The organism is Streptomyces sp. NPDC000075 (genome assembly GCF_040301925.1).
Taxonomy (GTDB): domain Bacteria; phylum Actinomycetota; class Actinomycetes; order Streptomycetales; family Streptomycetaceae; genus Streptomyces; species Streptomyces polychromogenes.
In genome coordinates this window covers 46,805-71,718 of the sequence record NZ_JBEPFL010000014.1, presented here as the reverse complement: position 1 = coordinate 71,718, position 24,914 = coordinate 46,805, and the positions used below count along the sequence as shown (strand labels likewise).

The 24,914-nt window shown below is 74.1% G+C and carries 21 protein-coding genes; 8 read left to right on the top strand and 13 right to left on the bottom strand.

Features of this window, described 5'->3' with window-relative positions; translation table 11 throughout:
* Nucleotides 1-57: 57 nt before the first annotated feature.
* Entirely contained in the window at nucleotides 58-5,448 is a 5,391-nt protein-coding gene (gene pulA / locus ABT403_RS18285) for a pullulanase-type alpha-1,6-glucosidase (RefSeq protein WP_344153568.1), read from the top strand.
* A 66-nt stretch (nucleotides 5,449-5,514) separates the two neighbouring features.
* On the opposite strand, the gene ABT403_RS18280 is transcribed toward pulA, so the two are convergent.
* The 8 genes from ABT403_RS18280 to ABT403_RS18245 all read right to left on the bottom strand — a co-directional run bounded on the left by ABT403_RS18280 (nucleotide 5,515) and on the right by ABT403_RS18245 (nucleotide 13,223).
* Nucleotides 5,515-6,114 carry a polysaccharide deacetylase gene (locus tag ABT403_RS18280; protein ID WP_344153571.1) on the bottom strand — a complete coding sequence of 200 codons (600 nt, stop codon included), beginning with the start codon at nucleotides 6,112-6,114 and terminating at the stop codon, nucleotides 5,515-5,517.
* Between the two features lie 160 nt (nucleotides 6,115-6,274).
* On the bottom strand, nucleotides 6,275-6,799 hold the full coding sequence (locus ABT403_RS18275; RefSeq protein WP_344153574.1) for a GNAT family N-acetyltransferase: 525 nt from the start codon (nucleotides 6,797-6,799) through the stop codon (nucleotides 6,275-6,277).
* A 54-nt stretch (nucleotides 6,800-6,853) separates the two neighbouring features.
* Entirely contained in the window at nucleotides 6,854-7,570 is a 717-nt protein-coding gene (locus ABT403_RS18270) for a TetR/AcrR family transcriptional regulator (RefSeq protein WP_344153577.1), read from the bottom strand.
* Nucleotides 7,571-7,608: 38 nt separating this feature from the next.
* The gene (locus tag ABT403_RS18265; protein ID WP_344153580.1) at nucleotides 7,609-8,652 is read right to left on the bottom strand and encodes a PDR/VanB family oxidoreductase; all 1,044 of its coding nucleotides are present in this window, start codon (nucleotides 8,650-8,652) and stop codon (nucleotides 7,609-7,611) included.
* Nucleotides 8,649-9,545, bottom strand: coding sequence for a metal-dependent hydrolase (locus tag ABT403_RS18260; protein WP_344153583.1), 897 nt, complete (start codon nucleotides 9,543-9,545; stop codon nucleotides 8,649-8,651). Before ABT403_RS18260 ends, ABT403_RS18265 begins: the two co-directional genes overlap by 4 nt.
* Before the next feature lie 105 nt (nucleotides 9,546-9,650).
* Nucleotides 9,651-11,573, bottom strand: a complete 1,923-nt coding sequence (locus ABT403_RS18255) for a hypothetical protein (protein WP_344153586.1) — start codon at nucleotides 11,571-11,573, stop codon at nucleotides 9,651-9,653.
* Between the two features lie 110 nt (nucleotides 11,574-11,683).
* The gene (locus ABT403_RS18250) at nucleotides 11,684-12,478 is read right to left on the bottom strand and encodes a tyrosine-protein phosphatase (RefSeq protein WP_344153589.1); all 795 of its coding nucleotides are present in this window, start codon (nucleotides 12,476-12,478) and stop codon (nucleotides 11,684-11,686) included.
* 121 nt (nucleotides 12,479-12,599) lie between these two features.
* On the bottom strand, nucleotides 12,600-13,223 hold the full coding sequence (locus ABT403_RS18245) for a rhomboid-like protein (protein ID WP_344153592.1): 624 nt from the start codon (nucleotides 13,221-13,223) through the stop codon (nucleotides 12,600-12,602).
* Between the two features lie 65 nt (nucleotides 13,224-13,288).
* On the opposite strand from ABT403_RS18245, the gene ABT403_RS18240 reads away from it, so the two are divergent.
* Together ABT403_RS18240 and ABT403_RS18235 are read left to right on the top strand one after the other, a co-directional pair.
* Nucleotides 13,289-14,452, top strand: a complete 1,164-nt coding sequence (locus ABT403_RS18240; protein ID WP_344153595.1) for a TrbL/VirB6 family protein — start codon at nucleotides 13,289-13,291, stop codon at nucleotides 14,450-14,452.
* Nucleotides 14,453-14,531: 79 nt separating this feature from the next.
* Nucleotides 14,532-16,046 (top strand): PepSY-associated TM helix domain-containing protein, encoded by a 1,515-nt coding sequence (locus ABT403_RS18235; protein WP_344153598.1) that lies wholly within the window; start codon nucleotides 14,532-14,534, stop codon nucleotides 16,044-16,046.
* A gap of 58 nt (nucleotides 16,047-16,104) precedes the next feature.
* On the opposite strand, the gene ABT403_RS18230 is transcribed toward ABT403_RS18235, so the two are convergent.
* Together ABT403_RS18230 and glnII are read right to left on the bottom strand one after the other, a co-directional pair.
* On the bottom strand, nucleotides 16,105-16,719 hold the full coding sequence (locus tag ABT403_RS18230) for a winged helix-turn-helix domain-containing protein (protein ID WP_344153601.1): 615 nt from the start codon (nucleotides 16,717-16,719) through the stop codon (nucleotides 16,105-16,107).
* A gap of 453 nt (nucleotides 16,720-17,172) precedes the next feature.
* On the bottom strand, nucleotides 17,173-18,192 hold the full coding sequence (glnII, locus tag ABT403_RS18225; protein WP_344153604.1) for a glutamine synthetase: 1,020 nt from the start codon (nucleotides 18,190-18,192) through the stop codon (nucleotides 17,173-17,175).
* Nucleotides 18,193-18,378: 186 nt separating this feature from the next.
* On the opposite strand from glnII, the gene ABT403_RS18220 reads away from it, so the two are divergent.
* Nucleotides 18,379-19,335 carry a Gfo/Idh/MocA family protein gene (locus ABT403_RS18220; protein ID WP_425580140.1) on the top strand — a complete coding sequence of 319 codons (957 nt, stop codon included), beginning with the start codon at nucleotides 18,379-18,381 and terminating at the stop codon, nucleotides 19,333-19,335.
* On the opposite strand, the gene ABT403_RS18215 is transcribed toward ABT403_RS18220, so the two are convergent.
* Complete coding sequence (locus tag ABT403_RS18215) at nucleotides 19,328-19,855, bottom strand: hypothetical protein (protein WP_344153607.1); 528 nt, start codon at nucleotides 19,853-19,855, stop codon at nucleotides 19,328-19,330. The two genes, ABT403_RS18220 and ABT403_RS18215, sit on opposite strands and share 8 nt — an antisense overlap.
* A gap of 327 nt (nucleotides 19,856-20,182) precedes the next feature.
* On the opposite strand from ABT403_RS18215, the gene ABT403_RS18210 reads away from it, so the two are divergent.
* The 3 genes from ABT403_RS18210 (at nucleotide 20,183) to ABT403_RS18200 (ending at nucleotide 23,128) form a co-directional block, all read left to right on the top strand.
* Entirely contained in the window at nucleotides 20,183-20,929 is a 747-nt protein-coding gene (locus tag ABT403_RS18210) for a DUF6426 family protein (protein WP_344153609.1), read from the top strand.
* The gene (locus tag ABT403_RS18205; RefSeq protein WP_344153612.1) at nucleotides 20,929-22,053 is read left to right on the top strand and encodes a Fic family protein; all 1,125 of its coding nucleotides are present in this window, start codon (nucleotides 20,929-20,931) and stop codon (nucleotides 22,051-22,053) included. The genes ABT403_RS18210 and ABT403_RS18205 overlap by 1 nt, the downstream gene beginning before the upstream one ends.
* Before the next feature lie 211 nt (nucleotides 22,054-22,264).
* A complete protein-coding gene (locus tag ABT403_RS18200) occupies nucleotides 22,265-23,128 on the top strand; it encodes an alpha/beta fold hydrolase (protein WP_344153615.1) in 864 nt (287 codons plus the stop codon).
* Nucleotides 23,129-23,138: 10 nt separating this feature from the next.
* On the opposite strand, the gene ABT403_RS18195 is transcribed toward ABT403_RS18200, so the two are convergent.
* Nucleotides 23,139-23,510, bottom strand: coding sequence for an ArsC/Spx/MgsR family protein (locus ABT403_RS18195; RefSeq protein ID WP_344153618.1), 372 nt, complete (start codon nucleotides 23,508-23,510; stop codon nucleotides 23,139-23,141).
* A gap of 106 nt (nucleotides 23,511-23,616) precedes the next feature.
* Between ABT403_RS18195 and ABT403_RS18190 the strand changes: the two genes are divergently transcribed.
* Nucleotides 23,617-23,874, top strand: a complete 258-nt coding sequence (locus ABT403_RS18190; RefSeq protein ID WP_344153621.1) for a hypothetical protein — start codon at nucleotides 23,617-23,619, stop codon at nucleotides 23,872-23,874.
* Between the two features lie 42 nt (nucleotides 23,875-23,916).
* On the opposite strand, the gene ABT403_RS18185 is transcribed toward ABT403_RS18190, so the two are convergent.
* Complete coding sequence (locus ABT403_RS18185) at nucleotides 23,917-24,879, bottom strand: nuclease (protein WP_344153623.1); 963 nt, start codon at nucleotides 24,877-24,879, stop codon at nucleotides 23,917-23,919.
* Nucleotides 24,880-24,914 lie beyond the last annotated feature (35 nt).

Sequence of the window (24,914 nt, the reverse complement as noted above, 5' to 3'; positions counted from 1 at the left end):
CGGCACCCCTGACCCTGCCGCGCCGGGCGGCCCTCACCCTCCCCGAGGAGACACCCCTTGATACGCCCCGCAGCGGGGACCGTCGCCGCCGCCCTGGCCGCGACCGTCCTGACGGCCCTGCCCCCCGGCGCGGCCGCCGCCACGCCCCCGGCCCCGCCCTCGGACGCGAAGCTCGCCGCCGAGCCCGCCCGGCACGACCTGACCCGCGAGCAGTTCTACTTCGTCCTCCCGGACCGCTTCGCGAACGGCGACCCGCGCAACGACACCGGCGGCCTGACCGGCACCCGGCTCCAGACCGGCCTGGACCCGACCGACAAGGGCTTCTACCAGGGCGGGGACCTCAAGGGGATCACCGACCGGCTCGACTACATCAAGGGGCTCGGGACCACGGCCATCTGGCTGGCCCCGATCTTCAAGAACCAGCCCGTGCAGGGTGAGGGGGCGAACTCCTCGGCCGGCTACCACGGCTACTGGATCACCGACTTCACCCAGGTCGACCCGCACTTCGGCACCAACGCCGACCTGGCCCGCCTCATCGACAAGGCGCACGGCAAGGGGATGAAGGTCTTCTTCGACGTCATCACCAACCACACCGCCGACGTCGTCGACTACGAGGAGGGCTCGCACGACTACCTGTCGAAGGGCGCCTTCCCCTACCTGACCAAGGACGGGGTCCCCTTCGACGACGCGGACTACGCCGACGGGAAGCAGAAGTTCCCCGCCGTCGACGCCGCCCGCACCTTCCCCCGTACGCCCTTCGTCCCCGCCGCGAAGAAGGACCTCAAGTCCCCGGCCTGGCTCAACGACCCGGCGATGTACCACAACAGGGGCGACTCCACCTTCGCCGGGGAGTCGGCCGGGCAGGGGGACTTCGCCGGGCTCGACGACCTGTGGACCGAGCGCCCCGAGGTCGTCAGCGGCATGGAGAAGATCTACGAGAAGTGGGTCCGCGACTTCGCCGTCGACGGCTTCCGCATCGACACCGTCAAGCACGTGAACATGGACTTCTGGACCCAGTGGGCCACCGCCCTCGACCAGTACGCGGCCAGGCACGGCCGCAAGGACTTCTTCATGTTCGGCGAGGTCTACTCCGCCGACACCGCCGTCACCTCCCCCTACGTGACCCGCGGCCGTCTCGACGCCACCCTCGACTTCCCGCTCCAGGACGCGATCCGCGCCTACGCCTCCCAGGGCGCCCCCGCCGGACGCCTCGCCTCCGTCCTCGGCGACGACTACCGGTACACGACCGACAAGGCCAACGCCTACGAGCAGGTGACCTTCCTCGGCAACCACGACATGGGCCGCTTCGGCTCCTTCCTCAAGCAGGACCGGCCCGGCGCCGGAGAGCCCGAGCTGCTGGACCGCTACCGGCTCGCCAACGAGCTGATGTTCCTCTCCCGCGGCAACCCGGTCGTGTACTCCGGCGACGAGCAGGGCTTCACCGGCTCCGGCGGCGACAAGGACGCCCGCCAGCCCCTCTTCGCGACCCGGATCGCCGACTACCTCGACGACGACGAGCTGGGCACCACCCGCACCGCCGCGAGCGACGCCTACGACACGGAGCACCCGCTCTACCGGCAGATCAGTGCTCTCTCGAAGCTGGTCAAGGACCACCCGGCCCTGCGCGACGGCGTCCAGAGCGAGCGCCTCTCCGACGGCGGCGTCTACGCCTTCGCCCGCACCGACCCCAAGACCCGCACCGAGTACCTGGTCGCCGCCAACAACGCCGCCGAGCCGCGCACCGTCCAGCTCGACGCCCCCGCCGGCGCCGGCTACCGCACCCTCTACGGCGGCCCCGGCACACCGGCCTCCCTCTACTCCACCGGCCTGACCACCGCCTCCCCGTCGGGCAAGCTCACCGTCACCGTCCCCGCCCTCGCCACCACCGTCCTGCGGGCCACCACCCCCCTCCCCACTCCCGCCACCGGACCCGCCCTCACCCTCACGCCCCCGGCCCCCGGCGCCACCGGCACCGTGGAGCTGTCCGCCGGAGTCTCGGGCGGCCCGCTGAACCGCGTCGTGTTCGCCGCGCAGACGGGCGCCGGCCCCTGGAAGGTCCTCGGCTCCGCCGACCACGCCCCCTACAAGGTCACCCAGTCCCTCGACGCCACCACCCCCGCCGGCACCGCCCTGCGCTACAAGGCCGTGGCCGTCGACGCGACCGGCCGCACCGCCTCCGCGCTCGCCGCGACCACCGCCGGACAGACCCCGCCGCCCACACCCCCCACCGCCACCCAGCGGGACTACGCCGTCGTCCACTACAACCGCCCCGACGGGAACTACACCGACTGGCGGCTGTACGCCTGGGGCGACCTCGCCGACGGCGAAGCCACCCCCTGGCCGCAGGGGCACCCCTTCACCGGCCGCGACGCCTACGGGGCCTTCGCGTACGTCCGCCTGAAGCCCGGCGCCTCCACCCTCGGCTACCTCGTCATCGACAAGGACGGCACCAAGGACGTCGCCGCCGACCGCACCCTCGACCTCACCCGCACCGGCGAGGTCTGGCTGGAACAGGGCAAGGAGGCCGCCCGCACCGACCGCCCCGCCTACCCGCCCCAGGACCAGGCCAAGGCCGTCCTCCACTACCAGCGCCCCGACGGCGCCTACGACGGCTGGGGCCTGCACGTGTGGACCGGCGCCGCCACCCCCACCGACTGGTCCAGGCCCCTGCTCCCCGTCCGCACCGACTCCTACGGGGCCGTCTACGAGGTCCCCCTCGCCCCCGGCGCCACCAGCCTGAGCTACATCCTCCACAAGGGCGACGAGAAGGACCTCCCCGCCGACCAGTCCCTCGACCTCAGGGCCACCGGCCACGAGGTGTGGATGCTCGGCGGCCGCGAGAAGTACCTCCTCCCGCAGGCCGCCGGATCCGGCGCCGCCCTCGACCTCACCAAGGCCGAGGCCGTCTGGATCGACCGCGACACCGTCGCCTGGAACGCCCCCGCGGCCGCCGCCTCCGCCCAGCTCCTCGCCTCCCACGACGGCCGGATCACCGCCGACGGCGGCGTCCTGCACGAAGCCGGCGCCCCGTGGCTGCGCCTGAACCGGACCACCCTCACCCCCGCCCAGAAGCAGAAGTTCCCGCACCTGGCCGCGTACACCGCCTTCACCGTCGACCCCCGCGACCGCGACCGGGTCCGCGACGCCCTGCGCGGCCAGCTCGTCGCCAGCGCCCGCGCCGCGAACGGCGCCGTCCTCGCCGCCACCGGCGTCCAGCTCGCCGGCGTCCTCGACGACCTCTACGCCGGCAGCGCGAAGAGCACCCCCCTCGGCCCCGTCTTCAAGGACGGCCGCCCCACCCTCTCCGTCTGGGCCCCCACCGCCCAGCAGGTCGCCCTCGAACTCGACGGCCGCACCGTCCCCATGCACCGCGACGACACCAGCGGCGTCTGGTCCGTGCGCGGCGAACGCTCCTGGACCGGCAAGCCCTACCGCTACGCCGTCACCGTCTGGGCCCCCAGCACCCGGCAGATCGTCCGCAACCTCGTCACCGACCCCTACTCCACCGCCCTGACCACCGACTCCGCCCGCAGCCTCGCCGTCGACCTCGCCGACCCGAAGCTCGCCCCGGCCGGCTGGCGCGACCTGCGCAAGCCCGCCGCCGTCCCCTTCACCAGCGCCCAGATCCAGGAACTCCACATCCGCGACTTCTCCGTCGCGGACCCGACGAGCAAGCACCCCGGCCAGTACCTGGCCTTCACCGACACCGACTCCGCCGGCATGCGCCACCTGCGCGAACTGGCCGCCGCCGGAACCTCCTACGTCCACCTCCTGCCGGCCTTCGACTTCGGCAGCGTCCCCGAGGACCCGAAGAACCGCACCGCGCCCGCCTGCGACCTCAAGGCCCACGCCCCCGACTCCGAAGCCCAGCAGGCCTGCGTGACGGCCGCCGCCGCCAAGGACGGCTTCAACTGGGGCTACGACCCGCTGCACTACACCGTCCCCGAGGGCTCGTACGCGAGCGACCCGAACGGCACCGCCCGCACCGTCGAGTTCCGCAGGATGGTCCAGTCGCTGAACGGCGCCGGGCTGCGCACCGTCATGGACGTGGTCTACAACCACACCGTCGCCTCCGGGCAGGCCGACCAGTCCGTCCTCGACCGCATCGTCCCCGGCTACTACCAGCGCCTCCTCGCCGACGGCAGCGTCGCCACCTCCAGCTGCTGCTCCAACACCGCCCCCGAGAACGCCATGATGGGCCGCCTCGTCGTGGACTCCGTCGTCACCTGGGCCAAGCAGTACAAGGTCGACGGCTTCCGCTTCGACCTCATGGGCCACCACCCGAAGGCCAACATCCTCGCCGTCCGCAAGGCCCTCGACGAACTGACCGTCGCCAAGGACGGGGTCGACGGGAAGAAGATCATCCTCTACGGGGAGGGCTGGAACTTCGGCGAGGTCGCCGACGACGCCCGCTTCGTCCAGGCCACGCAGAAGAACATGGCCGGCACCGGCATCGCCACCTTCTCCGACCGCGCCCGCGACGCCGTGCGCGGCGGCGGCCCCTTCGACGAGGACCCCCGCGTCCAGGGCTTCGCCACCGGCCTGTTCACCGATCCCAACGGCTCCCCGGCCAACGGCACGCCCGAGCAGCAGCGCGCCCGCCTCCTCCACGACCAGGACCTGCTCAAGGTCGGCCTCACCGGCAACCTGGCCCCGTACGTCTTCACCGACTCCACCGGCCGGCGCACCAAGGGATCCGAGCTCGACTACAACGGCGCCCCGGCCGGCTACGCGGCCGCCCCCGGCGACGCCCTCGCCTACGCGGACGCCCACGACAACGAGTCCCTGTACGACGCCCTCGCCTACAAGCTCCCCGCCGGCACCTCCACCGCCGACCGGGCCCGGATGCAGGTCCTCGCCCTGGCCACGGCCGCCCTCTCGCAGGGACCGGCCCTCTCCCAGGCGGGCAGCGACCTGCTGCGCTCCAAGTCCCTGGACCGCAACTCCTTCGACAGCGGCGACTGGTTCAACGCCCTGCACTGGGACTGCCGCAGCGGCAACGGCTTCGGCCGGGGCCTGCCGCCCGCCGCCGACAACCGTGCCAAATGGCCCTACGCCAAGCCCCTGCTGACCGGCCCGGTCCCCGGCTGCGCGGACATCGACGGAACCTCGGCCGCCTACCGCGACCTGCTGCGGATCCGTACGAGCGAACCCGCCTTCGCCCTGACCACGGCCCAGGCGGTCCAGGACCGGCTGTCCTTCCCGCTGTCGGGCCCGGACGAGACCCCGGGCGTCCTCACCATGGCCCTCGGTGACCTCGTGGTGGTCTTCAACGCCACCCCCACCGCCCGGGCGCAGCGCCTCCCCGCCCTCGCCGGCACCGGCTACGCCCTGCACCCGGTCCAGGCGGGCGGCTCCGACCCGGCGGTCAAGGCGTCGGCGTACGACCGGGCGACGGGGGAGTTCACCGTCCCGGCGCGCACGGTCGCGGTGTTCAAGCGCTCCTGACGCACCCGCACGAAGACGGGGTGGTGCCGGCCGCGGTCCGGCACCACCCCGTCACACCGTTTCGGCTCAGACCCAGACGCGGACGGCTTCCATCCGCCGCGACTGCCCGGTCGTGCCCACGTACACCGGGTTCCCGCCCAGGGCGTTCAGCCAGCCGTAGTCCGCCACGTGCGCCTGCGCCGTCACGCTCCCGCTGCCGACCCGCAGGCCCAGCGCCTCCATCCGGCGCGACTGCCCGGTGGTCCCGACCGTCACCGCCTGGCCGTCGGCCGCGCACCGCCAGCCCTGCCAGCCGACGTCGGCCAGATGGGCGTCCGCACAGACCCCGCCGGTCCCGCTGGTCGCGACGGTGAGGGCCTCCATCCGGCGCGACTGCCCGGTGGTGCCGGCCACGGCGCCGTCGCACACCGCGGCCTGCCAGCCGACGTCCTGGACGTGGGCGGCGTAGCAGACCACCCGCGCGGCCGGCGCGAGCGCGTGGTGGCGGGCGGCCGCCGCCTGGACGTCCGCGATCACCGAGGCCGGCGCCTCGGCCACCGCCCGGTCCTTCGCCGGCGCCGGCGCCGACGGCAGCGGCTGGGCCCCGGCCACGCCCGTGGCCCCCAGTACGGCCGTCAGCGCCAGCCCTAAGACGGCGCCCGCGGACCTGCTCAACGACATGCTCATGGTGTTCCCCTCCTGGTACCGACTGGTCGAGACCATCAGTACCGGCGGGCCGGGAACCCGGGCAACCCGTCCCCGCGCGGACGGCCGAGAGCCACCCCGGCATGGCGCGCGCGGCGGGCTTGCGCCCCGGCGCCGCACCGTGCCCGCCGCCCCGCACGCCTCAGACGTCGAGGCGCCGCTCCAGCAGGATCACCCCGTACACCCGCCCGTCCTTGCCCTGCTTCGACGGGAACTCGCCCACCACCCGGTAGCCCGCGCCCTGGTAGTACGCCAGCAGCCGCGGGTTCGTCGACACGCAGTCCAGCCGCGCCCGCTCCCGCCCGGTCCGCGCGATCCGCCGCTCGGCGTGCTCCAGGATCCGCAGCCCGGCCCCCGGCGGGGCCGTCTCACGGTCCACCATCAGCCGGTGCACGTAGCCCGCGACCGGCGGCTGGACCCCCCACGCCTCCTCGTCGGACCACCACAGCTCGTACGCCCCGACCACCTGCCCGTCGCCGTCGGCGGCGAGCCACACCTCCCCCTCGCGCATCTTCGCCCGGAAGTGCGCGGCGTCCTTCTCGCCCGGCTTCCACTGGTCGATGCCCTGCTTGCGCATCCACCGGGCGGCCTGGTCGTACAGCTTCACCAGGATTCCGGCGTCCTTCTCCTCGGCCGCCCGGAACACGATCCCGTCGTCAATGATCACGCGGGCATTATCGCCAGCCGCGCGGCCGGGTCCCACCCGGCCCGCGCCCCGCCGTCACATCGCCGGTGCGCCCTCGCGCGGCCCCGGCACCAGCGCCGCCAGCCGCCCCACCAGTTCCCCGAACGGGCCGTCGGCCGGCTCGCCCGCCAGGATCCGTACGAGGATCCCCGCCATCTCCGCGTCGTACGCCGCGCTCACGGCGGCCAGCGCGGCGAAGTCGTGCACCAGCTGGAGCTCCAGCTCGGCCCGCGGGATCCGCCGCCCGTCCAGCCACAGCAGCGCCGTCGACTCGGCCAGCGACACCCAGGAGCGCACCACCAGCTCCAGCCGGGCCGGGGGCTCCTCGACGCCGATGTGCAGGAGGATCTGCTCGTACGCGGCCTGCCGCACCTCGTCGATCATCGCGTTGGCCCGGCTGCTGCCCGCGGCCGGACCGCCGCGCAGCAACGCCGAGAAGCCGGGCCCGTGTTCGTCGACGAACGCGAAGTACCGGCCCATCACCCGCAGCAGCCGCGCCCCGAGCGGCCCGTCGTGCGGTTCGACGAACCGCTCGGCCAGCTCGTCGGCGGCCCGCCGCAGCGCGGCCTCGTACAGGCTCAGCTTGCCGGGGAAGTAGTGGTAGACGAGCGGCCGGGATATGCCGGCCGCCGCCGCGATCTCGTCGATCGACACGTCGTCGGGGGAGCGGTGGCTGAACAGCTCCAGGGCAACCCCGATCAGCTGCTGCCGCCGCTCCTCGACACCCATCCTGCGCCGCACCCCGGTCGTCATGCCGAACACCCTACTTCGAGGGCGGGCGGCCCACTTGCTCAGAGGTCCAGCGTGAGCCGGTCCGAGGCGGCCCGGGAGACGCACAGCAGCATGGAGTCCGCGCGTTCCCCGTCGGTCAGGAGCTCGTCGCGGTGGTCGACCGCGCCCGCCAGCACCCGGTGCCGGCAGGTCCCGCAGAAGCCCTGCTCACAGGAGTACGGGGTGTCCGGCAGGACCCGGCGGACCGCGCTCAGCGCCGACTCGCCGGCCCCGACCTCCACCGCGCCGCCCGTGCGGGCGAGTTCGACGGTGAAGGGCCGCGCCGGTCCGGTCGCCGCCGCGCCGAACCGCTCCAGGTGCACCGCCGACGGGTCCGGGGCGGCCGCCGCGACGGCCTCCATCAGCGGGTCCGGGCCGCAGCAGTACACCAGGGTGCCCGGCCGGAGCGCGGCCAGCGGGGCCAGGTCGGGCAGGCCGTCCTTGTCCTGCGCGACGACCGTGACCCGGTCCCCGTAGGCGGCGAGTTCGGGCAGGAACGGCATCGAGGCGCGCGAACGGCCCCCGTACAGCAGGGTCCAGTCGGCGCCGGCGGCGGTGGCCGCGCGGAGCATGGGCAGCACCGGGGTGATGCCGATGCCGCCCGCGACGAAGGCGTACGAGGCGGCGGGCAGCAGCTCGAACCGGTTGCGCGGCGCCCGTACGTCCAGCCCGGCGCCCTCCACCAGCCGGGCGTGCGCCTCGCGGGAGCCCCCGCGCCCGTCCTCGACCAGCCGGACCGCGATCGTGTAGCGGCCCGCGTCGGCCGGGTCCCCGCACAGCGAGTACTGGCGCACCAGCCCCGACGGCAGCCGTACGTCCACGTGCGAGCCGGGGGTCCAGCCCGGCAGCTCGTCGGACTCCAGCACCAGCCGCAGCACCCCCTCGGCGGGCTCGGTGCGCGAGACGATCAGGGTGCGCAGCCAGCGGCGCGGGGAGTGGCCCGATACGGGGGTCTCCAGTGCGGGGAGGGGCCACAGGGGGGAGCGGCCGATGCGCCTGCGCAGCGCGCGCCGGGTGAGGACGGCGGCCCCCGCCACCGCCGTGACGGCCAGGGCCCGCCTCACGGCCGCACCCCGCCGTTGGCGCCGGGAGAGGAGGCCAGGTAGGCCACCGCCTGGGCGGTGGAACCTTCCTGCGAGGGGTGGTACGTCCGCGAGAGGTAGGTCGGGATGGACCTCACCATCGCCCCCGTCGAAGGCAAGACCCCCTTCCGCCCCGCCCGGTGGAACTGGCCGAAGGAGGCCTTGCCGCCGGGGCGCTGGGGGTCGTTCTCCATGAAGAAGCGGGCGCCGCGCTGCCACAGGAACACCAGGGCGGCGAAGGCGGTGGCCCAGGTCCGGGCCCGGCGGCGGTAGTTGCCGTCCACGTGCATGAACAGGTCGAAGGCGACCGAGCGGTGCTCGACCTCCTCCGCGCCGTGCCAGCGCAGCAGGTCCAGCATCATCGGATCGGCGCCGCGCCGGTCCAGCTCCCGGGCGTTGAGCACCCAGTCGCCGAGGAAGGCCGTGTAGTGCTCGATCGCCGCGATCATCGCGACGCGCTCCATCAGCCACCACTTCCGGGCCCGGCCGGGCGGCAGGGTGCGGTCGCCGAGGAGCTTCTCGAAGAGCCAGTCGACCTGCGCGGTGTACGGGGTGGGGTCGAGGCCGAGGCGCTTGAGGTGAGGGAGCACGTCGTCGTGCGCGGCGGCGTGCATGGCCTCCTGCCCGATGAACCCGACGACGTCCGCCCGCAGCCGCTCGTCCGTGATGTACGGGAGCACCTGCTTGTAGACGTGCACGAACCAGCGCTCACCGGCGGGCAGCAGCAGGTGCAGCACGTTGATGGTGTGCCCGGCGAAGGGCTCGCCGGGCAGCCAGTGCAGCGGAGTGTCCTCCCAGGAGAAGGAGACGTTCCGCGCCTGGAGGTCTATGTGTTCCGACGCCACGGGGGCGGGCGCGAGCGGCGTATTAGACATGGCGTCAATGTACTGAGGGGTACGCCCGAGGAAAACCCCTCGGCACGGCCGAATCCCCCAGGAGCACGGGGAACCGCGCGCTCAGCCACGCGACACGCCCACCCCCTAGCGGAGCGCCCCGGCCTTGCTCCCGTCCGTCAGCTTCCCCGAGAGGTCCACCTGCGCCCCCTCCGGCGCCTTCACCGCCAGCCGGTTCCCGTTCGCGCTGCCGTTCACCCCGCTGCCCGTCGCCGTCAGGGAGGTGAACTGCGCGCTCCCCGCCGCCAGGACGTACCACTGCCCCGCCCGGGACTTCCACAGCACCCCGGCCAGCACCCTCGGCTCCCGCGGCCCGCACGCCGGCGACCCCTCCGCCTTGGCCGCCTGCGCCGCCAGCGGAGCCCCCGGAGCCAGGAACTGCACCTGGACCCGGTCCGCCGCCCCCTGCCAGGTCTCCGCCCGGCTGCACAGCCAGGTCGCCGCCCCGTCGCCCTCCGGCAGCGGCTGCTTCGCGTACGTCCACGCGTTGACGGACCGCACCCCGTGCGAGCGCACCGACGCCAGCAGGCACGCCGTCTTCGACCACTCGCCGAGCTCCGCCGCCTCCGTCACGTCCCGCGCGGCGCCCGGCGCGCCCGAGGTCAGCCGGGCCGGGGTCAGCTCGCCCAGGTCGGTGACCAGCCGGGTGGCCCCGTCACCGGTCAGGGCCAGCGCGTTCCAGCCGGTGCACTCGCCGTTCGCCGCCGGCCCCAGCACCGGCGGGGTCAGCCCGTCCGGGGTGAGCTTCAGCGCGGCCGGCTCCTCACCCGGCTTCAGCAGGTCGCGCACCGCCGCCCCGCTGACCCAGGGGGCCGTCAGATAGCGGACGTTGCCGTCGACCCGGCTCAGCACCAGGGCCGTCGCCGTGTCCGCCGTCGCCCCGTCGGTCCGGGCGAAGTCCAGGGCCGCGCCGGCCGTCCCGCTGCGCGGCTCGGCGTACCGCACCACCCGCAGCCCGTCGTACAGCAGCACCACCACCGCCTGGTCGACCGTACCCGCGAACAGCAGCTGCGGCGGTCCCATCGGCGGCCCCGACGGGGTCCCCGGGGTGGCCGACACCACCACCGCCTTCCCGGGCCGGGCCCACACCGCCAGTGCCCGCCGCAGCAGTTCGGTGTCCCCGGCCCGGTCGCCGCGCGCGGGCCAGGCGGAGTAGTCCGTACGGGAGGACGTGCGCCACGCGGCGGGCGCGACCCGCACCAGCTGGCCCGGGTCGAGGGCCTGCTCCGCCGCCGCGTTGCGCGCGTACGGCGGGGCGGCGGGGCCGTCCGCGCCCCAGCCGCCGCCCGGCAGCGCCAGCAGCGCCCCGCACACCGCGAGGGCGGCCGCCCCGGCCACGGCCGCCCGCGCGAACCGGCGGCGGCGCAGCAGGTCGGTGGGCCGGGCCTGGAGCACGCAGGGGTCGAACTCGGGGGAGGCGAACAGGGCGTCGTGCGCCGGGTCACCCGACTCCGCGACCGCCGCCGCCGGGTCGGCCACCCCGGCCTCCGCCAGCACCCGCAGCACGTCCGGCTCCGCCAGCCCCTCCAGCGCCCGCAGGACGCACGCCGCCCGGCCCGGGCCGTTCAGGGTCGCCAGCCACTGGTCCAGGGCCAGCTCCTCGGCCCCGCCCGCCCGGGGGAACAGCCGCAGTCCCCACACCTGCGGGAGCAGCGCCGGCAGCTGCCCGCGCAGCGGGAGCGCCTTGAAGGTCAGCGGGATCCCGGCCTCCAGGGCGGACCGCAGCACCCGCAGCCGCACGTACGCGTACCCGGACTCAGGCCCGCCCAGCCCGCCCCGCTGCGCCGGCACCCCGCCCTGCACCGCCCCGGGGTCGGCGGCCCGCCGCCCGCGCGGCAGCGCCCGCTGGGTCAGCGAGTGGGCGGTGAGCACCCGCCGGTTGCGGCCGAGTGCGGGCGGCAGCACCAGATAGGCGAGCCGCACCAGCCGCGGGTAGTGCTCGACGATGGCGGCCTCGGCCTGCTCGACGTCGGGGGGCAGGGGGCGGGTGGCGGTATCCGGCGCAGTCACGTTCAGCAGAACGAGCGAATCGTGGGATGGTCACCCGCACCGGCGCACACGTTCGGACGAACCGGACGCCCCGGGCGTGACGTCCGGCGGGAGCGGCCGGACCCGGCCGGTCAGGCGACGAGGCGGGCGCGCAGCGCCTCGACCGTCTCGTCCGGGACGCCGAGGCCCTCGCGGACGTACTTCTCCATCGACCCGTAGCGGATCCGGACCTCGTCCAGGCCCGCCTCCAGGTACGAGGGGAACACGCCGATCAGCGCCAGCGCGATGTCCGGGTCCCCGCCGGCGGCGGTGAAGCCCTCGATCAGCGGGGCGAAGGCCGCCTTCACCGCCGGGTTCACCGACAGGTACTCGGCCATCAGGGTGTCGTCGTCGGCGCCGAGCAGCGACAGCACCACCGTCGCGCCCCAGCCCGTACGGTCCTTGCCGGCGGTGCAGTGGAACAGCAGCGGGCCGGCCTGCGGGTCGGCGGCCTCGGTCAGCAGCGTCCGGTACGCCGAGTGCGCGGAGGCGGTGCTGACGAAGGACCGGTAGACGGACCCGAACAGGGCCTGCGCCTTGCCGCCACCCAGGTGCTCCTCCGCCACCACCGGGTCCACGAGGAGGTCCTTGAGCTGGGCCGCGGCGGGCGTCCGGGACTCGCTCATCTTGTCCGCCAGGACGTCGCGCACCAGCAGGCGGACGCCGTCCGGTATCCGGTCCGGGTGGTCGGCGCGCTCGGCGTCGCTGCGCAGGTCGATGACGGTGCGCAGGCCCAGCGCGGCCACCGCCGGGTCGGCGGCGGGGTCGAGCCGGTCGAGGGCGCCCGACCGCAGCAGGAGGCCGGAGCGGACGGTGCGGCCGCCGGTCAGCGGGGTGCCACCGAGGTCGCGGAGGTTGGCGACGGTGGTGGAGGGCTTGGCGGTCATCGTGGCGGCTCCAGCGTTCTGCGGTCAGCGCGCGGTCGGGGAGGGCCCGGCCGCGCGGGGTGAGGTGACTCGTGTCAAGCGTGGTCGCGCAGCGGTGGCGGCCGCTGTCGCACCGGGGTGCTCAGATATGAGTGATTTTCCGATGGTTTGATCCGGAAAGACAATCGACGGCGAAGGAGACCCCCATACCGAGCCCCAGCGCCACCAGGTGGCCGGCGTCGGTGAAGGTGCGTTCGCGCCGCAGCACCGGGCGTATGGCGAGCGCCAGCAGCCCGGCCCGCACCGTCGTGCGTACGGCGCCGCGCGGCAGGGCCGAGGTCAGCGCGCCGAGGACGGCGTTGAACCCGTAGCTCGTGCCGACGTCCACGGCGCGGCGGGTCTCACGGTCGGCCGTGCGGCGCAGCACCCCGTAGACGAGGAGCGTCGCCGAGGCGTGCCCGAAGAGGAAGACGGCTGCCGTCCACCAGGCCCCGTACGCGTACTCCGCGTAGCCCAGCACCGCGACCAGCAGCAGGGCGTACGGCAGCGGCATGGGCTCCTCGACGACGAGCGCGCTGCTCAGCAGGGTCTCCCAGCGGCCGCCGTCGAGGTTGTCGACGTTCGTCGAGCAGTCGCGCAGCATCCGCTCCCGCTCGGCCGGGGCCAGCCGCTCCAGGGCGTGGGCCCCGAGCTGGACCCCGCCGGTGTAGAGCGCGCCCAGCGGCCCCAGGCGCGGCTTCGACCATGACCATGGCTGTGGATTCACCCGTCCATGATCGGATACGGGTCCCGCGCGTGCGGCGGCGGGCCCCGTGAGAGCATGACCGGGACATGTCTGATCCCCGCCCCCGCGTGCCGATGCGCGCCCCGCGCGCCGCGATGTTCGCGGCGGTGTGCGTGGCGCTGGCCGCCGTGGGCCACGTCCACATGTCGGGGGAGGACATCCCCCTCGGATGGCTCCTCGGAGCCTTCGCCGCCACCGCCGCCCTCGCCTGGACGGCCGCCGGCCGCCGCCGTGGCCCGCTGGGCATCACCGCGTCCCTGCTGGCGGTCCAGGCGGCGCTGCACACGACGTTCTCCACCGCCCAGGGCCACGGCTCCGCCCCGATGGCGGGCCACCACCCGATGCCGGGCCGGCTCCGCCCGCCGACAACCACCCCGGCGGACGGACCGGGCCCCGCGTCCGGCCTGACCGAAGGAACGGCTTCCGCCGCCGGGACGGCCCACGCGGGCGCGGCCCATGGCTCGGGTCTGGCGGACGGGCTGGGCCCGGCCGCCGGGACGGCGCACTCGGGCGCGGCCCATGCTTCGGGTCTGGCTGACGGGCTGGGCTCGGTCGCCGGGACGGCGCATGCGGCCGGATCGGGCATGGCCGACGGGATGGCTTCCGTCGCCGGGACGGCCCACGCGGGCATGGCCCACGCCTCCGGTCTGGGGGACGGGCTGGCTTCGGCCTCCGGCATGGCCCATTCCGGCGCGGCCCATGCGGCCGGTCTGGCGGACGGGATGGCCTCCGCGTCCGGGATGGCCCATTCCGGCGCGGCCCATGCCTCCGGCGTCGCCGACGGCATGGGTTCCGCCGCCGGGATGGCCGACGGCACGGGTTCCCTGGCCGGGATGGCCGACGGCATGGGCGGCGGGCTCGCCGATCTGCTCCAGATGGCCGGGCACGGCGGCTTCGGGATGCTCGCCGTGCACCTGATCGCCGGGCTCTTCTGCGCCGTCTGGCTCGCCTGGGGCGAAGCCGCCGTGTTCCGGCTGGCCGGGGCCCTCGGGGCCACCGCCCTGCTGGCCGCCCGGCCGCTCGCCCGCGTCCTCGCGCTGCTGCGCGCCCGGATCGCCCCCGTGCCGCGCCCGCCCGCGCACCGGCCCCCGTACGAACGGCCGCGCCGCCTGCGCGGAGCCGTACACGCGCATACGGCCGTCCGCCGGGGCCCGCCCCGTCGGTGGAACACGCGCACCACGGCCCTCCGGCCGCTTCCCGCCCGCGCCTGACCGGCGCACCCTCCGCCACGGCGAGGGGGCGGCGAGACCGGGGGCCGATTCCCCCGTTTCGCCGAACCCTAGGACCGACATGTCCCTTGACGACCTCACGGGCGCCCCCGCACGGGCCACCGAGGCCGACCCCGAGCCCACACCCACCCCCGACACCGCACCCGGCGCCGCCCCCGACACCGACGCCGCCCCCACCCGCGCGACCGGCGGAGCCACCGGCTGGGCCGCCGTGCGGCCGCTGCTCCTGCGGATGCACTTCTACGCCGGGCTCCTCATAGCCCCGGTGCTCTTCCTCGCCGCCGCCACCGGCCTGCTGTACGCCGGTTCCTGGCAGGCCGAGCGGATCCTCTACTCCCACGAACTGACCGTCGACCGGGTCGGCGAGGCCGCCGTCCCCCTCGGTACCCAGGTCAAGGCCGCCAAGGCCGCCGAACCCCGGGGCAAGGTCGTCGGCGTGTGGCCCGCGCCCGAGCCCGACGCCACCACCCGGGTGATCATGGAGGACCCGGAGCTGGAGGAGGGCAAGACCCTCACCGTCTTCGTCGACCCCTACACCGCCGAGGTCCGCGGGCAGCTCACCACCAGCGGTGACGCCCTCCCGCTGCGCGCCTGGCTCAGCGAGTTCCACGCCAGCCTCCAGCTCGGCGAGTTCGGCCGGAACTACAGCGAACTCGCCGCCAGCTGGCTCTGGGTGGTCACCCTCGGCGGCCTCGCCCTGTGGATCGGCCGCCGCCGCACCCGCAAGGCCGCCCTCCTCGTACCCGACCGGAAGGCCACCGGCCGCCGCAAGACCCTCTCCTGGCACGGCAGCGTCGGCCTCTGGGCCGCCGTGGGCCTCGTCGGCCTCTCCGCGACCGGCCTGACCTGGTCGAAGTACGCCGGTGAGAACATCGGGCAGCTCCAGGACCGGCTCGGCGGGGCCACCCCCTCCGTCGCCGCGAAGCTGACGCCCGGCTCCGGGGCCGAAGGCGGAGAGCACGAGGGCCACCACGTCATGCCCGACGGCACCGAGATGACCATGCCGATGCCCCCCGCCGACATCGGCGTCGACAAGGCCGTCGCCGCCGCCCGCGCGGCCGGGGTCACCGAGAGCCTGCGCGTCACCCTGCCCGCCAAGGGCAAGGGCTACGTCATCAAGGAGACCGACAAGACCTTCCCCGTCCACCTGGACTCGGTCGCCGTCGACCCCGCCGACGGCCGGGTCATGGACGAGCTCCGCTTCGCGGACTACCCGCTGCTCGCGCAGCTGACCCGGTTCGGGATCGACCTGCACATGGGTCTGACCTTCGGGATCGCCAACCAGATCGCGCTGGCCGCGCTCGCCGTCGCGGTGATGTTCCTGATCGTCTGGGGCTACCGGATGTGGTGGATGCGCCGGCCCACCAAGGACCGCACCCTCTCCGTCGGCCGCGCCCAGCCGCGCGGCGCCTGGCGCAGGCTGCCGGTGACCGTGCTGCTGCCGTTCGCCTGCGTGATCGCGCTGGTCGGCTGGTTCGTCCCGCTGCTGGGGATCAGCCTGCTGGTCTTCCTCGTGGTGGACGCGGTCCTCGGCCTCGTCGCCCGCAGGCGGGCGCTGGCGGCCCCGGCCGCGTAACGGCGACGGCGGGCCCGTACGCGCTCGGTCGCGTACGGGCCCGCCGTCGTACCGGGCGTCACGGCGTGTACTTGTACCCCACGCGGCGGACGGTCTGGATGGCGCCCCGGTGCGCCGCGCCCAGCTTGCGGCGCAGGCGGGCGATGTGGACGTCGACGGTCCGGCCGTCGCCGACGTGGCCGTAGCCCCACACCGTGGTCACCAGCTGGTCCCGGCTGTGGACCCGGTGCGGGTGCGCCACCAGGTGGGCGAGGAGCTCGAACTCCAGGTAGGTCAGGTCCAGTACCTCGCCGTCGACCTCCGCCGTGCGCTGGGCGGTGTCGATCCGCACGAGCGCGTCTCCGGTCACCGTCGAGGCCTGCGCCGCAGGCTGGACGGGAGCGGCCGGCGCCGGGACGGGAACGGACTGCGGGGCGAAGGCGATCGGCTGCTGGTCGGCCGGTACGAGGACCAGGTAGCCGACCATCGGCGGCTGGCCCGGCAGGGCGGGCACGGAGTGCTGGGGCGCGGGCAGCCAGGTGGCGCCCGGCGGGAGCAGGTCCACCACCCGGGCCACCTCGTCGCGGTCCACGGCCCGCAGCCGGTGGCGCGGTCCGGTCTGGAACGGCGAGAAGGGCAGGGGGGCGGAGGTCGCAGCGGAGGCGGCGGAAGCGATGGAGCGGGTGTTCGCCATGAGTGGTCAGCTCTTTCACGCGGAGTGGTCGGCAGAAGACGTACGTGTGCATGGGCACGTGTGCGGATGCACGTAGTCGTTGCGTACCGCGCAGACCGAAGGCCTCGGGCGGGTCTGGTGAGAGGTCCCGGAAGGCTTTAGAGGGCCGGCGCGTTCTCGGCGCGGCAACACACCCGGTCGAAGTCGTGGTCCTGACGGGACGGCCAGAACGGCTCCAGGTCGCTGCGACCTGTCGGGGTGTACGGATGGCTGGCCATGGGCGTCATTGAAGCAGAAACCGGGGGCCCGGGGCAGGCCGTGTCTCACTTGGTGGAACGCAATCTCATATTCTGTCGTCAAGTCTTCGTCAGGCTGTCATAATCCCGACAAACCGCCAGCAGAAATGTTGCTCCCGCCACTCCGCCCCGACCCCCCGTATCGGATCCTGGGCCGTTCCGTCCCACGCCCCCGGCGTCAGACCAGGCCGTCGCGCTCCAGTCCGGTGCAGCAGGTGTCCACGATCAGGCGGGTCACCACGTACGGGTCCACGTTCGCGTTCGGGCGGCGGTCCTCGATGTAGCCCTTGCCGTCCTTCTCCACCTGCCAGGGGATGCGCACCGACGCGCCGCGGTCCGAGACCCCGTAGCTGAACTCGTTCCAGGGGGCCGTCTCGTGCAGGCCCGTCAGCCGCTCGTCGATGCCGGCGCCGTAGTTCTTGACGTGGTCCAGCGGCTTGCTGCCCTCGCCCAGGGCCTCGCACGCGGAGATGATCGCCCGGTAGTCCTCGCGCATCGCCTTCGTCGAGAAGTTGGTGTGCGCGCCCGCCCCGTTCCAGTCGCCCTTGACGGGCTTCGGGTTCAGCGTCGCCGACACGTTGAACTCCTCCGCCGTGCGGTACAGCAGCCAGCGCGCGATCCACAGCTGGTCGGAGACCTCCACCGGGCCCACCGGGCCGACCTGGAACTCCCACTGGCCGGGCATCACCTCGGCGTTGATGCCCGAGATCTCCAGCCCGGCGGCGAGACAGTGGTCCAGGTGCTTCTCGACGATCTCGCGGCCGAAGATCTCGTCCGCCCCGACGCCGCAGTAGTAGCCGCCCTGCGCCGCCGGGAACCCGCCGACCGGGAAGCCGAGCGGGCGGGCCCCGTCGAAGAAGGTGTACTCCTGCTCGATGCCGAAGACCGGCTCCTGCGCGGCGAACCGCTCGGCGACCGGACGCAGCAGCGCGCGGGTGTTCGACTCGTGCGGGGTCATGTCGATGTTCAGGACCTCGCACAGCACCAGGATGTTCCTCCCGCCGCGGATCGGGTCCGGGCAGGAGAAGACGGGCTGGAGCACGCGGTCCGAGGCGTGCCCCTCCGCCTGGTTGGTGCTGGAGCCGTCGAAGCCCCAGACCGGCAGCTCCGCCCCGTCGGCCAGGATCTTCGTCTTGGAGCGGAGCTTCGCCGTCGGCTCGGTGCCGTCGATCCAGATGTACTCAGCCTTGTAGCTCACGGGCCCATCCATCCTGACTCTGCGGGGCGGGTGCTGCGTCTTGGCCGAAAGCGTCCCCCTCGGCGATTTCTCACCCGTTGCCCGTGTGTGAATGCCTTGTTACCGGGGTTTAAGCCGCAGGTCGGGCGGGTTGTGCGGGTTGGCGGCCGTGCATCCGTCCGGGTGGGGCAGACTGAGCAGGTGAGCATTTCGTACGATTTGAACTCCTCCGGCGCCGCCACCGAGCGGCCCCCCGGCCGGCCCCGCCCCCGCGTCGGCCTGCTGGGCACCGGGCCCTGGGCCCGCCGCACCCACGCCCCCGCCCTCGCCGCACACGCCGGCTCCGACTTCGCCGGCGTCTGGGGCCGCAGGCCCGAAGCGGCGGCCGAGCTGGCGGCCGCGTACGGGGTGAAGGTGTACGAAGACCCCGACGCGCTGTTCGCCGACTGCCACGTGGCCGCCTTCGCCCTCCCGCCGGACGTCCAGGCCCCCCTCGCCGTACGGGCGGCCGCCGCCGGCTGCCACCTCCTCCTCGACAAGCCCCTCGCCACGACCGTCGCGGACGCCCGCGCCGTCGCCGACGCCGCCACCGCGCACGGCGTCGCCTCCGTCGTCTTCCTGACCCTGCGCTTCGCCGAACCCACCGCCGGGTGGGTCCGCGAACAGGCCGGGCGCAGCGGCTGGTTCACCGCCTCCGCCCACTGGCTCGGCGCGGTCTACCCGCCCGACGGCGAGCCCAGCGCCTACGCGGAGTCGCCCTGGCGCAAGGCCAAGGGCGGGCTGTGGGACGTCGGCCCGCACGCCCTGTCCGTCCTCATCCCGGTCCTCGGCGAGGTCACCGCCGTCACCGCCGCCCGGGGCCCGTCCGACCTGGTCCAGCTCGCCCTGCGGCACGCCTCGGGCGCGGCCAGCACGGCCGTCCTCAGCCTGAGCGCGCCCCGCGCGGCGGCCGGGGTCGGACTGGAGCTGCGCGGGGCCCAGGGCGTGTTCCGCCTGCCCGACTGGAGCGACGTGCCCGGTGCCTACGGGCGCGCCCTGGACGCCGTCCTCACCGCGGCCCGCACGGGGGTCCCGGACCCGCGCGGGGCGGAGTTCGGGGCCCGGCTGACGGAGATCCTGGCGGAGGCGGAGGCCCAGCTGGCCGCCGCCGGTCCCGTCACTTGATGAGGGCGTTGGCGACGATGATGGCCAGGCCGATCGTGGCGTCGGCCAGGCCGATCAGCAGCGCCGAGCCGAGCCGGTAGCCGACCCGGATCGCCACGAAGGCCCCCCAGGCGAAGAGCAGCGCGGTGTTCAGCCCGAGTCCGACGGCCGTCACCCCGTACGACTCCCAGTGCGCGATCCCGGCGACGACGAGCAGCAGCACGGTGGGCAGGGTGGCCGCGATCATCGGCCACTCGTGCCACAGCGCCCGCACGAGCAGCCGCCACCGGTGCGCGGCCGAGCCGGCCTGGTGGGTGGTCATATGGTGCGAGTACCCGTGCGCGAGCCCGGCCGTGGCGGCGGTGACGAGGACCCAGCTGGCGTCGTAGAAGGGGGTGTACTCCCCGCCCTTCTGGTCGAGCGCGGCCAGCAGCCCGCTGGCCAGCACGGTCCCGTACACCCCGCCGAACATCCAGTCGGCCCCGCGCCGGGGCGGGGGCAGGGGGTGGCCTGCGGCGGCGGGCTGCTGCTCTTCGGTCATGGTGGCGGTCGTCCCTGGGCTCGGCTCGCGTAGAGATTTGCTGTGGTTTGTTCCTTTTGGCATCGCCCTCACCTTACGAGCCGAGAGGTGGGGGCGAGATGAAGACCCGCGCCGGGTCCGGATCTCTCCTGAACTGCGGTTTTGCGTCTGCGGCAAGGATTGGGTGCCGATCTGTGCATTGCCGCCGCAGCCGCCGGCGCCGGAGAGTGAAGACGCCCGCCCTGACGCGTGGCACTCCCGCTTCGCCTCGTTTGCGGAAGTTCATCCCGGCCAACACCCGGCAGTCCTGCCACTGTTGCGCACGTCCCTCCCATCGGAATGAAGGCAATGAACCTCAGGAAATTCGTGGTCGCCACAGCACTCGGCGCCACCGTGCTCACCGCCGTACCCGCACTGGTCGCCCCGCACGAGGCCGCCGCCTCCGCCTGCGACCAGCTGTCCGAATGCGGAAACACCACCGGCGACGAGAGCGGCGGCGGTGGCTGGGATGACGGTGGCTCGGGGAACGGCGGCGGTGACGACGGCAGCGGCGGCGGTGATGACGGCAGCGGCGGCGGCGGTGACGGCGGCGGCGGCGAAGTGGTCGTCATCGAGGGTTCGATCGACCGGGGCGACACGCTGCCCTCCGTTCCCCGCGACCCGGACGAGCCGACCGTAACCGTGGAGTCGGGCGGTGTCGGCGGTGGCGGCGGCGGTGGCGGCGGGGACTCCGTCGTCCGCTTCCGTGAGGGCCCGATCGCGCAGATGAAGACGGGCTGCGTCAGGAACACCAGCGACGCGACCCTGAAGGTGCTTTCGAGCGCCAAGTACACGGTGAGCTACAAGGTCAACACGGACATCACGGCCACGGTGGAGAAGGCGCTCAGCCTCAAGCTCGGTGCCGAGCTCAACACGTCGATCGAAAAGAGCGTCGGTTACGAGGTCACGATCGCACCGGGCCAGAGCTGGGCGCTGGCGGTGGATTACCAGACCGTGGAATTCGCGGTCACGACGACGAACTGGCTCGGCCAGACCACCACCGACTGGGTGAACGTCGTCATGCCGACCGGCACGGTCAACTCCGTCTCCTGCTGATGACCGACCGCTCCACCACGGCGGCGGTGCGACGGGTACTCCCCGTCGCACCGCCGCTCGGCGCCGCGGCCGTCCCGCCCGCCGCCCGTCGCGAGGCACTCGGCGCGCTCGCCGAACTGGCCACCGCCGCCGACGTGCACCTGGACGACCCCGACCTCTTCCACCGCCCCCGCTGGCGCCCCAAGCTCCACCTGCGCCGCGTCGCCGGAATCGAACCGGCGCAGCTGGCCGAGCAGTTGGCCGCCGCCGCCGAGAACCGCAGCTCGGCCGGCCTGCTGGCCGTCCACTCCACCCGCGCCGAGCTGCTCGAACACCCCGGCCGACGCCCGTGCTTCACCCCGGACGCGCTCGCCGAGCTGCACGGGCTGCTGGTCGCGGGAGACCCGAACATCGCCGCCCCGGGCGGGTTCCGCCGCGCACCCATGACCATCACCTGGCCCGACGGGCAGACCTTCTCGATCGCGACCGCGGCGGGCGCGCAGCTGCGGGAGCGGATCCAGAACTGGCACCACTGGGGCACCCGCACCACCGCACATCCCCTGGACGCCGCCGCACTGTCCATGGCGGCACTGCTGACGATCCATCCGTTCCCGGACGCCAACGGCCGCACGGCCCGCCTGCTCGGCCAGTGCGACCTCGTGGCGGCGGGCCTGATTCCCGGCCTGCTGCTCGACCTGGACGCCTGGGTCGAAGAGCACCGGGCCGAGCACGACACGGCCCTGGTCGCCGCGGCCGACGGCGACCTCACGCGCTGGGGAGCGCTGTTCGCCCGCGCGGTGACCGACACCGCCCGGCACCGGACCGGCACCCTCACCGTCCACGGCCGACTGCTCGACGCCGCCCTCGCGCAGGTCGCCGACGATCCCGCCGCCGTGGCCGTCCTCGGCCGGCTCCGCGCCGCACCGGCGGTCTCAGCCGCCTGGCTGCGCGACCGCATCGCGCATGAGCCGCAGCCGGCGCTGGACCGCCTGCGCGCGGCGGGCATCCTCACCGACCACCCCCGCCTCCCGGGAGCCCTCGTCCACCCGCGACTCCTCGAACTGCTCGACACCCCCTACCGGCCCGACCCGGCGAGGGAGTCCGCCGAAGCGCTGACCGGGCCGGGCTCGGGTCGGCGGCCTTGAGCTCCTCGTGGCTACGGGTGGCGGCTGGTCGGGGCGGTTGCCGGGGCTTGGGCGGTCGCCGATCGGGAAGACCGTGGGGGCGGAGTGTGCGAGGTGAGTGGTCTCAGGCCCCGCTGAACCGCCGTCGTGCCGGCCGAGTTCAGGCTCCGCCTAAGATCCCTCGCTGAGCGGGATCATCGCTCAGCGAGGGATATGGAGAGGGTGGGGCGGAGTGGGGAAAGCGATCCGGGAGTCCTTCCGCGCCGCCTACGACGAAGCCCTCGGGCAGTGGCCCGTGCCCGTCGAGGTCCTCGACGTTCCCACGCCCTACGGGGTTACCCGGGTCAACGGCTGCGGTCCCGTCGGCGCGCCCACGCTGGTGCTGCTCCCGGGCGGCGGGGCCACCTCCACCGTGTGGGGTGCCTGCGTCGCAGCCGGGCTCGCCCGGGAGCGGCGGGTGTACGCCGTGGACCTGGTCGGGGAGCCGGGGTTGAGCGTCCCGGCGGCCGGGCCCGGGCGGGGGATGCGGACGCCCGAGGAGCTCGCCGTATGGCTGGACGCCGTCCTGGACGGGCTCGTGCCCGAGGGGCGGATCACCCTCGCAGGCCACTCCTACGGGGCCTGGATCGCCGCCCAGTACGCCGCCCGCCGGGCGGGCTGGTACGCCCCGCGCCAGAGGCTCGACCGGCTCGTGCTGCTCGACCCCACCCGGGTCTTCGCCGGGCTGAGCCCCCGCTACGTGCTCCGCGCGCTGCCCGTGCTGGTGCGGCCCACCCCGGGGCGGATCCGCTCCTTCCTCGCCTGGGAGACCGGTGGGGCCGCGCTCGACCCGGCCTGGTTGCGGCTCCAGGAGGAGACGGCGGGCTTCCCCACCGCCCGGCCCGTCACCGGGCCCCGCCCGGACCTTACGGGGCTCGCCCCCTTCACCCTCGACGTCGTCTTCGCCGGACGCGCCCGCTGCCACGACTCCCTCCAGGCACTGGCCTCCGCCACGCGCACGCTGCCGGGGGCGCGGGTCCGGCTGCTGCGCGGGACCTCGCACCACGCCCTGCCGCTGACGGCGGCCGACGAGGTCGCGCGCCTCCTCGCCCCCTGACCGGCCCGCGCTACGCCTTGCGGGACAGGGCCTCGCGGACGGCTTCCTCCGAGCGGGCCACGACCGCCGTGCCGTCCTCGGCGGTGATGATCGGGCGCTGGATCAGCTTCGGGTGGGTGGCCAGGTGGGCGATCCAGCGGGCGCGGGCCTCGTCCGTCGCCTCGCGCGGGAGGTCCCGTACGCCGGTCTCCTTCGCCAGGGGGTCGGAGGTGCGCGTGATGTCCCAGGGTTCGAGGCCGAGGCGGCCGAGCACCTCGCGGATCTCGGCCTCGGACGGGACGTCCTCCAGGTAGCGGCGCACGGTGTACTCGGCGCCCTCCGCGTCCAGCAGGGTCAGCGCGCTGCGGCACTTCGAGCAGGCGGGGTTGATCCAGATCTCCATGCGCGGAAGCCTAGTCGCGTCCCGTCCGGCCAGGGCTTTTGTCAGTGCCCCCCGGTAAAATCGAGGGAGAACGACAGGAAGCCAACTACCGTTTGGGAGGCTGTAGATGGCCGCTGCCGCGAGCATTGTGATGCCCAGGAAGAAGCCCTTGCCGGCGGGGCTGCCCCGCGAGTGGTACGAGAACCACAACCGCCGTCTGAAGGCCATGCGGCTGGCGATCTCCCTGCTCGACACGGGGACGTACGACGCCAAGCGCGCCACCAACCGCAAGATACGGACGATGGCCGTCCGGGTCGGGATCCACCGGCCGTCGAACCTCACCTGCCGGATGGTCCGCGCCTTCATCATCGCGAACGCCGGCTGAGGGGGCGGGCCGGCCGGTCGACGCGCCGGCCGGCCCGTCCGCTCACTTCTCCACGAAGACGATCTCCGTCGGCCCGTGGGTCATCCGCACGGTGTGGTCCTTGACCTCGACGATGTGGTGCATGCCGCTGAACACCTCCGGCTTCCCCTGGAGGTAGAACCGGTCCTCCGCGGCCCCGGCCAGGTAGGCGCGGAAGCAGGACAGGGAGGGGTCCGAGGGGTTCAGGTCCAGGTAGTCCTTCAGCCGGCGGAAGAGTTTCGGGAGGATCACCGCGCCGTTGGCGGTCGTGAGGGAGTCCAGGCCGGTGACCTCCGTGCCGGTGGTGGTCGTGTCCTTCCTCCACAGGTTCGGCTTCGGCTTCGAGCCCGGTGCCGGGGCCGGTTCCGGCGCCGCCGCCGCGGCCACCGCGACCGCCGCGGCGGCGGTGAGGGAGGCGCGCAGCAGCTCCGGGAACTCGCTGTAGTAGGTGGGGTAGACCAGGCCGGCCTTGACCAGCTGGTAATTGGCGGTGTTCTGCAGCGCGTGCTCGTCGACGTCGATCAGGTAGCCGTTGGGGGCCGGCGGGAAGCCCTTGCCGACCAGGCCGACGCAGCGGCCGAAGATGTCGGCGCCCCGGGTGAGGACGTAGCCGTGGGTGGCCTCGGGGATGGTGCTGATGATCTTCTCGGCGTCCGGGTTCGGCGGGGCGCCGGGTTCGGGCTCCACCCGGTGGAAGTCGGTGAACGCGAGCGCTGTCAGGAGCTCGTCCGCGGCGGCGTGCGCGAGCCCCAGGGGCTGGTGCTGGATGCCCGAGGGTGAGGTCTTGTCGCCGTAGTGGGTCTCCAGTGCGTCGACGCCCTCCAGCCGGATCGGGGCGTTGCCGTCCGACCTCGGTACGACCGGTCGGGCGCCGGGCACGAGCTTCCAGTCGGCCGGGTCGTCAGGGGTGAAGTCGACGGTGTCGCCGTCGGGCCGGAAGCCCTTGGCCCGGAAGGTTCCGGTGAGGACCAGCATCGGCATGGACATGGCGGCTCCTACGGGTGTCGGCACGAGGACGCGCA

Excerpts from the sequence above, each read along its gene's own strand:
- ABT403_RS18280 (WP_344153571.1), bottom strand. The coding sequence starts at position 6,114 with ATGAGCATGTCGTTGAGCAGGTCCGCGGGCGCCGTCTTAGGGCTGGCG.
- ABT403_RS18270 (WP_344153577.1), bottom strand. The coding sequence starts at position 7,570 with ATGACGACCGGGGTGCGGCGCAGGATGGGTGTCGAGGAGCGGCGGCAG.
- ABT403_RS18260 (WP_344153583.1), bottom strand. The coding sequence starts at position 9,545 with ATGTCTAATACGCCGCTCGCGCCCGCCCCCGTGGCGTCGGAACACATA.
- ABT403_RS18250 (WP_344153589.1), bottom strand. The coding sequence starts at position 12,478 with ATGACCGCCAAGCCCTCCACCACCGTCGCCAACCTCCGCGACCTCGGT.
- ABT403_RS18240 (WP_344153595.1), top strand. The coding sequence starts at position 13,289 with ATGTCTGATCCCCGCCCCCGCGTGCCGATGCGCGCCCCGCGCGCCGCG.
- ABT403_RS18235 (WP_344153598.1), top strand. The coding sequence starts at position 14,532 with ATGTCCCTTGACGACCTCACGGGCGCCCCCGCACGGGCCACCGAGGCC.
- ABT403_RS18230 (WP_344153601.1), bottom strand. The coding sequence starts at position 16,719 with ATGGCGAACACCCGCTCCATCGCTTCCGCCGCCTCCGCTGCGACCTCC.
- ABT403_RS18215 (WP_344153607.1), bottom strand. The coding sequence starts at position 19,855 with ATGACCGAAGAGCAGCAGCCCGCCGCCGCAGGCCACCCCCTGCCCCCG.
- ABT403_RS18210 (WP_344153609.1), top strand. The coding sequence starts at position 20,183 with ATGAACCTCAGGAAATTCGTGGTCGCCACAGCACTCGGCGCCACCGTG.
- ABT403_RS18205 (WP_344153612.1), top strand. The coding sequence starts at position 20,929 with ATGACCGACCGCTCCACCACGGCGGCGGTGCGACGGGTACTCCCCGTC.
- ABT403_RS18195 (WP_344153618.1), bottom strand. The coding sequence starts at position 23,510 with ATGGAGATCTGGATCAACCCCGCCTGCTCGAAGTGCCGCAGCGCGCTG.
- ABT403_RS18190 (WP_344153621.1), top strand. The coding sequence starts at position 23,617 with ATGGCCGCTGCCGCGAGCATTGTGATGCCCAGGAAGAAGCCCTTGCCG.
- ABT403_RS18185 (WP_344153623.1), bottom strand. The coding sequence starts at position 24,879 with ATGTCCATGCCGATGCTGGTCCTCACCGGAACCTTCCGGGCCAAGGGC.